Here is a 14,469-nt window from a genome sequence, read left to right on the forward strand (position 1 = left end):
CTCTACCGTCGGCAGTTGGCCAAAACGTGTCCGACAAAGTGAAACGTGTTCTAGTTTTGGCTCATGACGTTGCGAGTGGTGGAGTGGTCGACCGGAACCGTCGGCCGACATGCGATTGCCGGGATCGACGCCCATCCCGACCTCGAACTGGTCGGCGTGTGGGTCTCGGACCCGGCGAAGGTGGGCAAGGACGCGGGCGAACTCGCGGGTCTCGGCCGCGACCTCGGTGTACTCGCGACCGACGACCGGGCCGCTCTTCTCGCGCTGGCCCCCGACGCCATCGTGCACACCGCGATGACCGACGACCGCATCTTCGAGGCGATCGACGACCTCATCTCCTTCGTCGAGGCGGGCGTCAATGTGGTCTCGAGCGGGCCGGTGGTGCTGCAGTTCCCCCAGGGCATCCTCGATCAGAAGCTTCTCGATCGCATTGCGGCCGCAGGCGCGGCGGGCGGGGCCAGCCTGCATGTCAACGGCATCGACCCAGGATTTGCGAATGATGTTCTGGCGCTGTCGATGACGAGTCTCTCGCAACGGATCGACGAGGTGCGCTGCCTCGAGATCGCCGACTACTCGACGTACTACCAACCGGTGGTCATGCGCGACATCTTCGGTTTCGGGCAGCCGATGGACGCGACACCACTGCTCCTGCTGCCGGGTGTGCTTGCGATGGGGTGGGGCAGCGTCGTCCGCCAGCTCGCCGCCGGGCTCGGACTCACACTCGACGAGCCGCTGATCGAACGGCATGAACGCGTCGCGGCCGAACGGGACTACTCGACCGTGTCGGTGGAGATTCCCGAGGGAACCATGGCCGCACTGCATTTCGAGGTGGTCGGCCAGGTCGCCGGAGTCGACCGCATCGTGCTCGAGCACTACACCCGCACTCACCCCGAGCAGTGCCCGCAGTGGCCGAGTCCCGTCGACGGTGACGGCTGCTACCGCATCACCATCTCTGGTGAGCCGCAGATGTCGGTGGAGTTCGCTCATCACGGCGAGGACGGCGATCACAACGTGTCGGGGATGATCGTGACGGCAATGCGACTGGTGAATTCGGTTGCCGCGGTGGTTGATGCACAACCGGGCCTGGTGACGGCACTCGACCTGCCGCTCATCACCGGAGCCGGACTGGTGTCGCGCTAGGAGGCGCGCTTCGCCGGTTGCCTGCGCATCCAGGAATCACCGCACTGCAGCGCATTTCGTAATTCTCGGACAAGTCGGACAAATCAAATCTTTGGTATTTGGTTATGCTAACCTTGGCCGCCATGGTCACGGAGCAGGTTGCCAGCCCACCGGTCGAACGCGCCACGGCATCGGCGAACCGTCGGCGAACGTCAAAGAAGCCGGTTCGACGTGCTCTGATCGTGACGCACCGGTGGAGTTCGATCGTACTCGGTCTGCTTCTGGTGGTCGTCTGCACCAGCGGCGCGATCCTGGTGTACGAGCCAGAACTGGTGCGCGCCACCAACTCCTCGCTGTTCACCACCACCGACACCGGGCGCCAGGCGAGTTTCACCGACGCGGTGTCGGCGGTCCACGCTGCCGACCCGGATTTCGATGCCCAGTACCTGTCACTCAAGGACGGTGTCTACTTCCTCAGTTCCGCCGATACGGCCGCAGGTACCTGGGCCGTCGATGCCGGCACCGGAAAGGTCAACGGCCACGGCGATATTGACGGCGGTTTTCTGGGTTTCCTGGTCAACCTGCATGACTGCGGCCTGGCGTGTGAGGGCTATCCGGGGTACATTTCATGGTTGGCCAAGCCGTCGGTGGTCGCCGGTTGGGGTTGGTTCACCGCCGATATGACTTGGGGTGCACTACTTCTCGGGATCAGCGGACTGTTGCTGGTCTTTCTGGCGATCTCCGGCATCGTCATCTGGTACCCAGGGCTGCGACGCTGGCGCAACGGTTTTCGGGTGCGCATCGGCAAGGGGCGATTCGCGCGGGACACCGACCTGCACAACGTGATCGGCATCGTGGCCGCGATCCCGCTGCTCATCTGGGGGCTGACCGGGATGAACTTCGAGATCCCGGGCGTCGGCAAGGTGTGGTACGCCGCCACCGGAGGTGTCGCGCCGGCCGACGACGCGTACACGATGCCGACCTCGGAGTCGACCGGACCTCTCATCTCTCTCGACCAGGCAATCGCCGCCGCCCAGGCCCGCTACCCGGGCTCGCACACCACCTGGGTGGGGATGCCGTCGGAGGGTTCGGAGTACTACTCGGTGGATCTGCTTGCCGGAGGACCGGATCTGTGGTCGGGGAGCGCGACCTACCACGGCAACCGAGAACTCGGGATCGACGGCCACGACCCGTCGGTGATCAAGGAGTTCTCCGGGGCGCCGGCGACGGTGTCCAACACGATCGCTGACGACTGGGCGCAGCCGACCCTGCACTACGGGGTGTCGGTCAACGGCTGGTGGCGGGCGCTGTGGTTCATCTTCGGGATGACGCCGCTGCTACTGATGATCACCGGGCTGAGTACCTGGCAGATCCGAAACCGCAACGCGCGGCGCAGACGTCGTCGCGCCCGCGATCGAGTGGCCGCTGCACCCGACACCTCCGCAGGCTCGCCGAGCGTCGCCGCCGCGACCGGCGCCGAATGAATCCATCGGTGGCATTGCTGCTCTGCGCCGCGTGCGTAGGGACGGCGCTGTGGTCGCTCCTGGGCCTGACCTCCGTACCGTCACTGGCGTGGCCGACGCGAGTCACCGTGATCGTCGCGGTCGCTGTGATCGCCTGGACCGCAGGCGGTCTGGTGGCGTGGATGATCGGCGCCGACGCCCCGGCGCGACCCGGGGTGTTCCTCGGCTACGCGGCCACGGCGGTAGCTCTCGCGGCATTTGGCGTGCCGGCGACGACGGCCCTCGGTCGACGGGGTTCGGCCGTCGTCAGGGCGCTCGTCCTCGCTCTCTTGGCTTTCGTGTGCTGGCGAGCCGAATCCGTCTGGCTGATCGGCGTGCCCGGGGTACGAGGTTGACCCGCTGAAACTCACCCGAAAAAACTTTCGACAACCCCTTGCCAACCCGACAAACCCGACATGTGCTCGAACACAACAGCACACAAACACATGTGCGCTTATCGCCGGGGGGTGAGAAATGATGGTCGATACCGCGTTACCCGACGTGTCCGGGTTGTCGACCACCCAGAAACTTGCCCTCGCCCACCGCTTGGTCGATTCGTTGGCCACTGATGATGTGACCGGCCTGTCCCACGATGACCTGGTGTCGGTTGCTCAATCCACCGAACGGTTGATCACCCGTGTCACCGTCCAAGGGCGATCGGCAGATCGTCGAGTTCTCCGACCGTCATTTGGCGCGGGAGTACGGGTTCGGGTCGATCACCGACGCCATCATCGGCTTGTTGCGTGTGTCGGAACCGTGGCGGCGGTGGAAACAACTCACAGCGACCGCCACCTTCCACACCTTCACCGGCGAGGTCGCCGCCCCGAAATATCCGGCACTCGCCGAAGCGATGGCCTCCGGGGCGGCCGGCCCCTCCCACGCCGCAGTCGTCATCGACGTGCTGGACCGCATCCCCGCGACAGTGCCGTTCGACGAAAAGATGTCGGCCGACGCCACGATGGCCCGCTACGCCCGCACCCACACCCCCTCGGATCTTCGGATCTTGGGGGCACGGGTGTTGGCGCACCTCGACCCCGACGGTGAGTTGACCGACGATGCTGATCGGCAACGGCACCGCCACATCCGCATCGGCCGCCAAGACGCCCAAAAAATGAGTGGCCTGACCGGACAAATGACCCCCACCTTGACCGCACACCTCGGAGCAGTACTCGCCGCGTGGGCGGCGCCTGGAATGAACAATCCCGCCGACCCGGAGTCCCCGACCGGGAGTCGCGAAGACGCTGATCCCGACGCGTTGGCGGCTGCGGCAGCCCGCGATCACCGTGACCAGGTCCAACGCAACCATGATGCGTTGGAAGCAGTCCTGCGTGCCGGGTTGGATGTCGGTCTCGGCCCGCAATCGCATCGCGGCCTACCACCGCATCTGATCATCAAAGCATCGCTGTCGGAGTTGATCGCCCAAACCGGGATGGGCGTCACGGCGACCGGCACTTTGCTGCCGATCACCGATGTCATCGCATTGGCCGCCCACAGCCAACCCTGGTTGGCGGTGTTCGACGACCACACCCGCCTGCCGCTGTATTTGGGGCGGGCGCGGTTGGCGAGTCAAGGACAGCGGATCGCGTTGTTCGCCAAAGACGGTGGCGAGTACTGCTCGTTTCCCGGGTGCACTCAACCTGCCGCGCACGTGGAAATTCATCACGCCACCAAAGATCATGCGAAAGGTGGGCTCACCAACATCGGTGACCTCGCCCCCGCCTGCGGCAAACACAACCGGATGGTCGGCGACAAACCCGGACAATTCACCACCGGGATTTATCGGGACGGGCCGTGGGCCGGACGCTGCTGGTGGCGCAACAACACCCCCGTCGGCGCAGCTGAACCGAACCCGAAACGGCCCGTATCCGGGCGGAGTTGCATCCACCACCCGACCCACCACAGGCTGCTGCCGATACCGATCTCGCCACACGCGACGACCGGGACTCGATGCTGCCCACCAACCGAATCCGCCGCAGCCGAGTCCCGATCGGGCACGGATATTACGACCTCGTCGAAATCCTCCACCCTGACCCTGGCTCGGACTCGCCGGTCGAGAACCGACTCGCCCAACTACTCGGCAGTCGCCGGCATTAGACCGTCACGTGCTTCGGTCCGTGGTCGGAAACCAGCAGCGGTGCAACAGGTCTCGAGGCTCGTCGCTAACGCTCCTCGGCACCTCGACCACCGGGAGAAAAGCGACCATCGGGATGACAGCGCTCCTCGGCACCTCGACCAGCGAGAGGAAGGTATCGTCGCTAACGCTCCTCGGCACCTCGACCACCGATCAAGGGGAGTCTCGAGACCTCCGACAGCCGACGCTCACAGGGTCCAGGAGTGCACGGGCTCGCCCTCGTGCATGAGGGTGACGTAGTCGGCCAACATCCCGCGAAGGGCGGCGGCGCGGTCCTCACCGGCCTGCTCGCGGGCGGCGACTGCCCGACGCTGCCAGACCGAGCCGGTTTGTCTTGTGACACAACGGCCTTCGATGACGGACAGGTAGCGGGTGCGCGCCCTGGACGAGACGCCGAATGCGCGGAGGCCGTCGTCGGCGAGGGGGAGCAGTCGACGTAGGGTGAGCTCGTCGGGGCGCACCCATCCGACGTCGGGCCAATACAGTTGCGACTCAAGGCCTCCGCGGGCGCCGGCATGAAGATTCTCGGCGGCGCCATTGAACGACATCTGTGACCACAGCGGCCGGTCGGCCTCCACGAGCCCGCGGACCACCCCGTAATAGAAGGCGGCATTGGCCATGGTGTCGACGACGGTCGGCCCGGCGGGCAGCACACGGTTCTCCACCCGTAAATGTGCCTGCCCGTCGACGACGTCGTAGACGGGCCGGTTCCACCGGTACACGGTGCCGTTGTGCAGACGCAGTTCCTCGAGCGCGGGGATACGCCCGGCGTCGAGTTCGGCGAGCGGATCGACATCCGTCGACACCGGCAACAATGCCGGAAAGTAGCGGGTGTTCTCTTCGAACAGATCGAAGATCGTGTTGATCCATCGCTCCCCGAACCACACTCGCGGTCGCACGCCCTGGTTCTTCAGTTCCAGCGGCCGGGTGTCGGTCGCCTGCTCGAAGACCGGGATGCGACTCTCGTGCCACAACGCGGTCCCCGCCAGGAACGGTGCGTTGCCGGCCAGCGCGACCTGCACCCCGGCGACCGCCTGCGCGGCATTCCAATGCGCGGCGAAATCCTCCGGCGCCACCCGCAGATGGAGTTGCAGCGAGGTACACGCGGCCTCGGGCAGGATCGAATCGGTTGAGGTGTGCAGTCTTTCGCTGGCGTGATGCTCGCCGAGCGGGACGCCCGCGATGTCGATCTCGATGTCCTCACCGCGGGCGGCAAAGATCTGCTGATTCAGCAGGTCGTAACGCGGATTCGCCGAGATCCATTGATGTGCGAAGTGCTCGGTCCGCAGGGTGGGCAGTGTGCCGATCATGACGAGGTGCGTACCCACGCGGTTGGCCTGCTGTTCGGCGCGATTGAGCGAGGTGCGCAGCCGTTGTTCGAGAGACATCGTGTCGTTGTCGACGAACGGTCGCGGCGAGACGTTGATCTCGATGTTGAACTGGCCGAGTTCGGTTTGATAGTCGGGGTCGGCGATGGCGTCGAGTACCTCGGCGTTGGCCATGGCCGGGTTCATCTCGTCGTCGACGAGATTGAGCTCGACCTCCATGCCGAGCAACGGCTCGGGCGGAGCGCCGTGGTCGGTGAACAAGCCGTCGGCGAGCATCCGGGCGATCGCCTCGGTGCCGCGGCTGACCTGCTTGCGAAAGCGCACCCGGTCGGCGCCGGAGAACTGTTGGGTGCTGACGTCGGTGCCCATGGCCCAATCCTGCCCGGTCCGTCCGGGTTGCGGGCGCGATCAGCCCAGGGCACTCAACGCAGGGCGGCCACGACCTGGTCGGCCATTGCCTGCTGGCCGCGCGTGTTGGCGTGCATGGACGGGAAGTTGACCGCACCCAACGTCGGCTCGACCCATCGTCGATCGCCTGCGCAGGCGTCGTGGCCTGCGGACACCTTCGACATGTCGACGAAGGTCGCGTGTGTCGTCGCGGCGGCACGTCGCAAGGCGCTGTTGAGGGCCGCGAAGGTCCGGTGCAGATACTCGGTGTCGGCGGGCGTGGTGAGCAATGCCGCCGAGCAGACCGGGGTTCCCACAGCCGGGAAGATCTGCGGATATCCGACGAGGAGCACTCGCGCGTTCGGTGCGGCGGTGTCGATGCGGTGCAGCACGTTCACGAGGTCGGGGTAGGTGGAGGAGTTGATCTTGTCGACCAACGAGGTGCCGAATTCATCGCGGCACGGGGTGGCCGACAACGGCGCGGACAGCCAGGCCTGCTGGCAGGCCGAGGTCGAGTCGTTGAACAGTCCGTTGTTGTTCGCGCCGATCGTCAGGGTGATCAAGCGGGTGGCCGGTCCCACAGCGTTGATCTGCGGGCCCTGCCACCGGTATTGCGACTTGGTCAGGTCGGTGGTGGTGGCGCCGGCGCAACTGACGTCGGCGACGTTCATCCCTCGTCGCTTGGCGACGAGGTGGGAGTAGTTGACCAGCGAGTTGGAGCAGAACGTGGCCGCACTCGTGGCCTGGGGGAACACCGATGCTCCCGCGCTGTAGCTGTCACCGAGATTCACGTACGGGTATCCGTCGGCCGCCTGCGCCCCGCCGGCCTGAGCGAGTCCGCCGAGGAGGGCGACGGCGGTGGCCGCCGCGGTCAGCACGGTGCGGATGCCGAGGCGTCGGTGGGGGCTGCGGCCGTACGGCAATGGCATTCGGTGACTCCAGATCGTGGTGATCAAGTTACTGACGTTGTTAGTGTGACAAATGGTACTGGTGATGTCGTCGGGTTCGGCCGGAGCGTTACCGGAATGGGTCCTGACTCCCCGCGGGCGTCGCTGTACCCCGCCGCGAGGAGCGGCGTGATCCGGCCGCGAGGCATCATGGGCGGCGTGCCCGCCCGAAAACCCATCGATCCCACCGACACTCGCGCAGCGGTTCTCGCCGTCGTCGAGTGGTTGCGTGATGAGCAACTGCCCGCGCCTGCACGGCCCACGCTCGCGGCCGCGGTCCGGCTGACCGCGCGCACGCTCGAGGACATCGCACCGGGGAACTCCGTCGAGGTCCGAGTGCCACCGTACGTGGCCGTCCAATGCATCGTGGGTCCGCGGCACACGCGGGGGACTCCGCCGAACGTTGTGGAGACCGACCCGCGCACCTGGTTGAGCCTGGTGGTGGGGGATGCGCGATTCGCCGACGCCGTCGAGTCCGGTGCGGTCACGGCGTCGGGATCCCGCGCGGGCGAGGTCGCGCAGTGGCTGCCACTGGTGCCGGTGCCCCGCCCCGACCTATGACCCTGCTCACCCCGGCGGAATACCGTCGGGCGCGTCGTCGCTGCACGGTTGGCATCGGGGTAGTACCGATCGGTAGACTCCGGAGGGTCTCCAGCCCATTGCCGCGTTGGCTTCCGCACGGCCGGTCTCGCCCGTGATCGGATCACCATCGTGACCCGACATCTCATCCGGCCGTGGTGTCCGCGTCCGAATGTGCAGACCAGAGCCCAGCCCCAGGGAGATCGTCGATGACCGAAGAGTCGATAGCCGGCCGGAACCTCCTGGCCCCCACGTCGCAGGGATGTCCCTCGACCCGACCGATCGACGAACCCGAGAACGAGCCGCGCGAGGAGTGCGGCGTTTTTGGTGTCTGGGCCCCTGGTGAGGACGTCGCGAAGCTCTCGTACTACGGCCTTTACGCCCTGCAACACCGTGGCCAGGAGGCCGCCGGAATCGCGGTCGGCGACGGCTCGCAGGTGCTGGTCTTCAAAGATCTCGGACTCGTCAGCCAGGTGTTCGACGAGCAGACGCTGGCATCGATGGTCGGCCACGTCGCGATCGGCCATTGCCGCTACTCGACGACCGGATCGACCACCTGGGAGAACTCCCAACCGATCTTCCGCACCACCGACGCCGGCACCGGGGTTGCGCTCGGACACAACGGCAACCTGGTCAACACCGCGCAGCTCGCGGCGCGGGCACGTGAGGTCGGTATCAAGAGCACCGCGGCGACGTCGGATTCCGACGTCGTGGGTGCGCTGCTGGCCCATGGTGCCGCCGACAGCAGCATCGAGCAGGCGGCCATGGAGTTGCTCCCGACCCTGCGGGGTGCGTTCTGCCTGACCTTCATGGACGAGCACACCCTGTACGCGGCGCGTGACCCGCACGGCGTGCGCCCGCTGTGCCTGGGCCGGCTCGATCGCGGGTGGGTCGTCGCCTCGGAGACCGCGGCCCTCGACATCGTCGGTGCGTCGTTCGTGCGTGACATCGAACCCGGCGAACTGCTCGCCATCGACGCCGACGGCGTCCGCAGTTCCCGCTTCGCCGAGCCGACGCCACGCGGCTGCGTCTTCGAGTACGTCTACCTCGCCCGCCCGGACAGCATCATCCACGGCCGCTCGGTGCACTCCACGCGTGTCGACATCGGGCGGCGGCTGGCCCGCGAGTTCCCGGCCGTCGGTGACCTGGTGATCCCCGTCCCCGAGTCGGGTACGCCCGCGGCCGTCGGGTTCGCCCAGGAATCGGGGATTCCCTACGGGCAGGGGCTGATGAAGAACGCCTATGTCGGCCGTACCTTCATCCAGCCCTCGCAGACCATTCGCCAGCTCGGCATCCGCCTCAAGCTGAACCCGCTCAAAGAGGTGATCCGCGGCAAACGCCTTGTTGTCGTTGATGATTCGATCGTGCGTGGCAACACCCAACGCGCACTGATCCGGATGCTGCGGGAGGCGGGCGCGGCCGAGGTGCACGTCCGTATCGCGTCGAGTCCGGTGCGTTGGCCCTGTTTCTACGGCATCGACTTCGCCTCGCCCGCGGAACTGATCGCCAACGGCATGGAGTCCGAGGAGCACATGGTCGAGGGCGTCCGGCAGGCGATCGGCGCCGATTCGCTCGGCTACATCAGCACCGAGGAGATGATCGCGGCGACGCATCAGGAACCGTCGGCGCTGTGTGCGGCGTGCTTCGACGGCAACTATCCGATCGAGCTGCCCAAGGAGTCGTCACTGGGCAAGGCGGTGCTCGAGCAGATGCTCGCCAACGCTGCCGACGATGTCCGGATCGACCCATTGACCGCTCCCAATGACAACGTCAGCGCCGTGATGCGGCCCTGAAGCACTCGGGTAGCGTGTCTCCCGTGAGCGAACCGGATGCGGCTGACGAGAAGTCCACTTCACCTTCCGCGGAACTTCCTTCTGGCGGCCTGTCGTACGCGGGGGCCGGGGTCGACATCGACGCCGGCGATCGCGCTGTCGAGCTGATCGGTCCGCACGCCAAACGCGCCACCCGCCCGGAGGTCCTCGGCGGCCTCGGCGGTTTCTCCGGACTGTTCGCCCTCAAGGGCAACTACCGCGAGCCGGTGCTCGCCGCGGCGAGCGACGGCGTCGGCACCAAACTCGCCGTCGCCCAGGCGATCGGCAAACACGACACCGTCGGCCAGGACCTCGTGGCCATGTGCGTCGACGACCTCGTGGTGTGCGGCGCCGAGCCACTGTTCCTGCAGGACTACATCGCCATCGGCAAGGTGGTTCCGGAGACCGTCGCCGAGATCGTCGCCGGGATCGCCGACGGCTGCGTGATCGCCGGTTGCGCACTGCTCGGCGGCGAGACCGCCGAACATCCCGGTCTCATGCGTGACGACCACTACGACCTCTCGGCAACCGCGGTCGGCGTCGTCGAGGCCGACCAGGTGCTCTCGCCGGATCGGGTCCGCGCCGGCGACTCGGTGATCGCATTGGGCTCCTCGGGCCTGCACTCCAACGGATATTCGCTGGCGCGCAAGGTGCTTCTCGACTGGGGCCACATGGATCTCGCAGGCGACGTCGAGGAATTCGGTCGCACCCTCGGTGAGGAACTGCTCGAACCGACACGCATCTACGCACGCGATTGCCTCGCGCTGGCGGCCGAGGCCGACGTGCGGACGTTCGCCCACATCACCGGTGGGGGGCTCGCGGAGAATCTGGCCCGGGTCATCCCGTCGGGGCTCGTTGCCGATCTCGAACGCAACACCTGGACTCCCGCACCGATTTTCGCCATGATCGCCCAGCGCGGTCGCGTCGAGCAGGCCGAGATGGAACGCACCTTCAACATGGGTGTCGGCATGGTGGCCGTGGTGGCGCCCGAGGACACCGACCGTGCCCAGGCGGTACTGACCGCGCGCCACGTCGACAACTGGGTGCTCGGCACCATCAAGCGCAATCCCGAGGTCAAGGGCGGATCGGGGCGTGTGAACCTCGTCGGCGACCACCCGCGCTTCTGACAACCCGATCCGGGCCCGACGCTGCGCGAAAACGGCCCGAAGCGTCGCGAAAACCAACGATCACCGGTCCGTTCGCCGGACGCATTCGAGAAATGCGTCAGAAGATCGGACCGGTGATCGCCTGTGGTGGCGCTACCGTGACGACGACGCCGGGGCAGTCGGCGTCAAGGGGTGAGCGAAATGAGGGCGTTCGCGCTCAGGCGCGGCGCCACTCGTCCTCTTCAAGCCACTCCTCCACCGGATCCGGGCGGTCTGCCGAATCCGCCGAACCCGACAACTCGCGCTGCAAGCTGTCGAAATCGGTGTGGGGAGTGGAGTACTTCAGCTGACGAGCAACCTTCGTCTGCTTTGCTTTAGCCCGGCCGCGGCCCATATGGGACCCCCTCGCACAATGACGGGGCGGCCAAACTGGTGGCGGCCCCGTTCTCTCGGTAGTTGAGTATCTCGTGGGCACCAGTTTAGCGCGCGTTTCGCGATTACGCGGATTGCCCCGTCAATGGCACGCCGACCAGCTGTGATGGGGTGTTGTCCGGGTGGTTTGCCGGAGTCCTCGAGCCGGGCGGTTCGTCAGACCTCGGCGACGCGTGCGAGGTGTCGGCTCGCCTCGCGGCGGACCTTCGCGGGCAGGTCGTCGGCGGCCAGCAGGGTCTGCAGGGGCTTGGCCTCGGTGCCGGTCAGCAGATCGCGGACGGTGACCCCGTGGTCCGGGCGGGAGACGACGCGGATCGCGTCGCCGGCCCCGATGCTCCCGGGCGTGAGAACCCGCAGGTAGGTGCCCACGTCGCCCTGCTGCATGAACCGTTTGACCCACCGGGGCTCACCCGCCCAGGCAGCGAAGGTCCGGCACGGGGTCCGGGGGATGGTGGTCTCCAGCAGGACGCCGGTCGACGGGTCGTCCGGCGGCCCCACCCACCAGCGTTCGCCGACGAGCGCGTCGGTGACGGGCAGGCCGTCGACGCGCATGTTCTCGCCGAACCAGCCGTAGGGCAGGTCGCGGCCGAGTTCGTCGGCCCAGCGGCGTGCCTCGCGGTCGTCATAGGCGTAGACGGCTTGGTCGTGGCCCCCATGGTGTTTCGTGTCACGGACGTGGTCGGTCACCAGGCCGAGCTCGCCGACCTGCACCCGCCCGTCGTGCGGCCGCTTGTCGATCGCGCTGATGCCCGCCCTGCCGAGGTCGACGTCGGCGTGGACCGCGCAGACCGCCAGGACGCGCCCGTCCGGCTGACCCTGGTGTGCAGGACCCAGGTGAGCCGGCTCGTGCGGTGTCACCGTCATGCCCGACCGCGGAGGCGTTCGATGGCCACCCGGCCCGCCTGCACCCGGTCGTCGGCGTCCATGGAGTCGGGATCGACGCGGGCGGCCATCGGGGGTTCGTCGGCGTCTCCTCTCACGAGCAACTCGACGTCGGGGCTGATGCCGCGCTTGAGGAGTCCGAGGGCGATGGGACCGAGGTCGAAGTGGTCGACGGCGGTGCCGAGGCGGCCGACGGTGCGCCCGCCCGCGGTGATCGGGGTTCCTGGCGGCGGACGGTGATCGGTGCTGCCGTCGAGGTGCAGCAGCACGAGTTGGCGCGGCGGCTTACCGAGATTGTGTACGCGGGCGACGGTCTCCTGACCGCGGTAGCAGCCCTTGTCGAGGTGGACGGCGCCGAACCGCTCCGGACCGCCGATCCACCCCGCCTCGTGGGGAATGGTGCGTTCGTCGGTGTCGACGCCGAGGCGGGGACGCCGGGCGGCGACGCGCAGGGCGTCGAAGGCCCAGCTGCCGGCCATCCGCGCGCCGGCCTCGGTGAGCTGCTCCCACCAGCGCAGCAGCAGGAACTCCGGTACGACGAGGTCGACCATCGGGAGCGAGGTGTCGGCGTGCTGGCCCTCCGACAGCGGAGGCATCATTCGCCAGAAGCCGAGCGGCTCGTCCTCGTGATGGGATTCGGGCAGGTCACCGGCCTGGTAGGGCGCGGCGTCGGGGTCGATCTCGAGGAGATCGGCGATCGGTCCGCGCACCGCGTCGGGGCCGATGAGCGTGAGGACCTTGACGTCGGTACGCGCCGCGGGCTGCACCTTGGCCCAGAAGACCATCCTGGTGAGAAATGTCAGCAGGGCCTCGCCGCGTGCGGCCTCAGTGTCGATCCAGGTGACCTCGTCGACGTCGGTGAGCACGAAATGATCCTCGACCCGGCCGTTGGCGTCGAGGGACAGCGCCTCGGCACTCGACCGGTCACCGAGATCGCTCACCTGCTGAGAGCAGATCGTGTTCAGCCAGGTGAGGCGTTCGGGGCCTGGGAGTTCGAGGACCGCACGGTCGGTGCGGTCGACGATGGCCGCGCCGCGGACCGCCGCCCGCTGCTCACCGAGGGGATCGCCGTAATGCCAGGCGACTCCAGTGCCCTGCGGGGTGGTGGGAGTCTCGGGAGCGGCGACCGCGCCCTGGCTGGAATACCTGGTCAGGATGGGTGAGCGGCTCACGGGTCGAGTCTACGCGGCGGGTCGATAGGGTGGCGGCATGTCCCAGCCCGACAAGTCCCAGCCCGCAGTGTCGCAGTCCATCCTGGTGTCCCTCGATGGAACCGTCCTCGATCCCGAGGTCCCGTTCCTGTATGCCGACGATCTGGCCGCGGTGCGGGGCGACGGGATCTTCGAGACGCTGCTGATCCGCGACGGATGGGCGCGGTGCGTCACCCTGCATCTGCAGCGTCTGGCCCGCTCCGCGGAGATGCTCGATCTGCCCGAGCCGGATGCCGAGAAATGGCGTTCGGCGATCGAGGTCGCGACGCGCACGTGGGTCGACCGGAACGGCGAGTTCGCCGAAGGCCTTCTGCGCCTTGTCTATTCGCGTGGTCGGGAATCTCATCCGGCAGGCGCGGGCGCCGGGTCCGGGGCGCCGACGGCGTACCTGACGGTCGGGCCGGTGGCCGAACGGGTCGCCGCCGTCCGGGCGAATGGGGTTTCGGTGATCACCCTGGATCGCGGGTATTCGATCGATGTCGCCGAGGCCGCCCCGTGGCAGTTGCTCGGCGCCAAGACCCTGAGCTACGCGACCAACATGGCGGCACTTCGCCACGCCGCCGACAACGGTTGCGACGACGTGATCTACGTCAGCAGTGAGGGCGCGATTCTGGAGGGTCCGCGCTCGACGGTGGTCGCTGTGATGGGGAAGACACTCGTCACGCCGCCGGCCGAAATCGGCATCCTGCCCGGCACCACCCAGGTGGCGACGTTCGCGTTGGCGGCCGAAGAAGGCTGGCAGACCGAGACCCGCGTGCTGCGTCCGGCCGATCTGCTCGAGGCCGATTCGGTGTGGCTGATCAGCAGCGTCACCCTCGCCGCGCGGGTGACCGCGCTCAACGGTCACCCCCTGTCTGTGACGGAAGTTTGCCAGGATTTTATCGATTTGGTCGACCGCGCCATTTCTGCTGACCGATAATGGTCGGTGTCTGCGGGCTCTCCCCGCGGGCACCAGCGAGATCCAGCCCACAAACGAACCCAGGTGACGGGACTTTTGGCGCTTGTTCGTGTGAGTGGCCAGGCGTAGCGTCACA

At 67.2% G+C, this 14,469-nt stretch carries 12 protein-coding genes and 1 pseudogene; 8 read left to right on the top strand and 5 right to left on the bottom strand.

Going from position 1 to position 14,469, the window contains the following annotated elements; all coding sequences use genetic code 11:
* Window positions 1-63: 63 nt before the first annotated feature.
* The 4 genes and pseudogenes from QNM97_RS02510 (at window position 64) to QNM97_RS02525 (ending at window position 4,715) form a co-directional block, all read left to right on the top strand.
* Entirely contained in the window at window positions 64-1,140 is a 1,077-nt protein-coding gene (locus QNM97_RS02510) for an NAD(P)H-dependent amine dehydrogenase family protein (RefSeq protein ID WP_283821453.1), read from the top strand.
* Between the two features lie 122 nt (window positions 1,141-1,262).
* Window positions 1,263-2,603, top strand: a complete 1,341-nt coding sequence (locus QNM97_RS02515) for a PepSY-associated TM helix domain-containing protein (RefSeq protein WP_283821454.1) — start codon at window positions 1,263-1,265, stop codon at window positions 2,601-2,603.
* Window positions 2,604-2,611: 8 nt separating this feature from the next.
* Window positions 2,612-2,977, top strand: coding sequence for a hypothetical protein (locus QNM97_RS02520; RefSeq protein ID WP_283821455.1), 366 nt, complete (start codon window positions 2,612-2,614; stop codon window positions 2,975-2,977).
* A 121-nt stretch (window positions 2,978-3,098) separates the two neighbouring features.
* Window positions 3,099-4,715, top strand: a pseudogene (locus tag QNM97_RS02525) (HNH endonuclease signature motif containing protein).
* A gap of 225 nt (window positions 4,716-4,940) precedes the next feature.
* On the opposite strand, the gene QNM97_RS02530 reads toward QNM97_RS02525, so the two are convergent.
* Together QNM97_RS02530 and QNM97_RS02535 are read right to left on the bottom strand one after the other, a co-directional pair.
* On the bottom strand, window positions 4,941-6,449 hold the full coding sequence (locus QNM97_RS02530; protein ID WP_283821456.1) for a glutamate-cysteine ligase family protein: 1,509 nt from the start codon (window positions 6,447-6,449) through the stop codon (window positions 4,941-4,943).
* Window positions 6,450-6,502: 53 nt separating this feature from the next.
* Entirely contained in the window at window positions 6,503-7,396 is an 894-nt protein-coding gene (locus tag QNM97_RS02535) for an SGNH/GDSL hydrolase family protein (RefSeq protein WP_283821457.1), read from the bottom strand.
* Window positions 7,397-7,573: 177 nt separating this feature from the next.
* Between QNM97_RS02535 and QNM97_RS02540 the strand changes: the two genes are divergently transcribed.
* The 3 genes from QNM97_RS02540 to purM all read left to right on the top strand — a co-directional run bounded on the left by QNM97_RS02540 (window position 7,574) and on the right by purM (window position 10,931).
* Complete coding sequence (locus QNM97_RS02540; protein WP_283823075.1) at window positions 7,574-7,975, top strand: sterol carrier family protein; 402 nt, start codon at window positions 7,574-7,576, stop codon at window positions 7,973-7,975.
* Window positions 7,976-8,202: 227 nt separating this feature from the next.
* A complete protein-coding gene (gene purF, locus QNM97_RS02545) occupies window positions 8,203-9,786 on the top strand; it encodes an amidophosphoribosyltransferase (RefSeq protein ID WP_208792528.1) in 1,584 nt (527 codons plus the stop codon).
* A gap of 23 nt (window positions 9,787-9,809) precedes the next feature.
* Entirely contained in the window at window positions 9,810-10,931 is a 1,122-nt protein-coding gene (gene purM / locus QNM97_RS02550) for a phosphoribosylformylglycinamidine cyclo-ligase (protein ID WP_283821458.1), read from the top strand.
* A gap of 196 nt (window positions 10,932-11,127) precedes the next feature.
* Here the strand turns inward: purM and QNM97_RS02555 are convergent, their stop codons facing one another.
* The 3 genes from QNM97_RS02555 to ygfZ form a co-directional block, all read right to left on the bottom strand.
* Window positions 11,128-11,304, bottom strand: coding sequence for a DUF3073 domain-containing protein (locus QNM97_RS02555; RefSeq protein WP_208792526.1), 177 nt, complete (start codon window positions 11,302-11,304; stop codon window positions 11,128-11,130).
* Window positions 11,305-11,498: 194 nt separating this feature from the next.
* The gene (locus QNM97_RS02560; protein WP_283821459.1) at window positions 11,499-12,206 is read right to left on the bottom strand and encodes an MOSC domain-containing protein; all 708 of its coding nucleotides are present in this window, start codon (window positions 12,204-12,206) and stop codon (window positions 11,499-11,501) included.
* Complete coding sequence (gene ygfZ / locus QNM97_RS02565; protein WP_283821460.1) at window positions 12,203-13,396, bottom strand: CAF17-like 4Fe-4S cluster assembly/insertion protein YgfZ; 1,194 nt, start codon at window positions 13,394-13,396, stop codon at window positions 12,203-12,205. Before ygfZ ends, QNM97_RS02560 begins: the two co-directional genes overlap by 4 nt.
* Window positions 13,397-13,463: 67 nt before the next feature.
* Between ygfZ and QNM97_RS02570 the strand changes: the two genes are divergently transcribed.
* Window positions 13,464-14,354 carry an aminodeoxychorismate lyase gene (locus tag QNM97_RS02570; protein WP_283823076.1) on the top strand — a complete coding sequence of 297 codons (891 nt, stop codon included), beginning with the start codon at window positions 13,464-13,466 and terminating at the stop codon, window positions 14,352-14,354.
* Window positions 14,355-14,469 lie beyond the last annotated feature (115 nt).

This window comes from Gordonia sp. L191 (assembly GCF_030077625.1).
In the GTDB taxonomy this organism is placed as follows: Bacteria; Actinomycetota; Actinomycetes; order Mycobacteriales; family Mycobacteriaceae; genus Gordonia; species Gordonia polyisoprenivorans_A.

What these genes read in the sequence shown, in the direction of transcription:
- QNM97_RS02510 (WP_283821453.1), top strand. Translation starts at nt 64, where the DNA reads ATGACGTTGCGAGTGGTGGAGTGGTCGACCGGAACCGTCGGCCGACAT.
- QNM97_RS02515 (WP_283821454.1), top strand. Translation starts at nt 1,263, where the DNA reads ATGGTCACGGAGCAGGTTGCCAGCCCACCGGTCGAACGCGCCACGGCA.
- QNM97_RS02530 (WP_283821456.1), bottom strand. Translation starts at nt 6,449, where the DNA reads ATGGGCACCGACGTCAGCACCCAACAGTTCTCCGGCGCCGACCGGGTG.
- QNM97_RS02535 (WP_283821457.1), bottom strand. Translation starts at nt 7,396, where the DNA reads ATGCCATTGCCGTACGGCCGCAGCCCCCACCGACGCCTCGGCATCCGC.
- purF (WP_208792528.1), top strand. Translation starts at nt 8,203, where the DNA reads ATGACCGAAGAGTCGATAGCCGGCCGGAACCTCCTGGCCCCCACGTCG.
- QNM97_RS02555 (WP_208792526.1), bottom strand. Translation starts at nt 11,304, where the DNA reads ATGGGCCGCGGCCGGGCTAAAGCAAAGCAGACGAAGGTTGCTCGTCAG.
- QNM97_RS02560 (WP_283821459.1), bottom strand. Translation starts at nt 12,206, where the DNA reads ATGACGGTGACACCGCACGAGCCGGCTCACCTGGGTCCTGCACACCAG.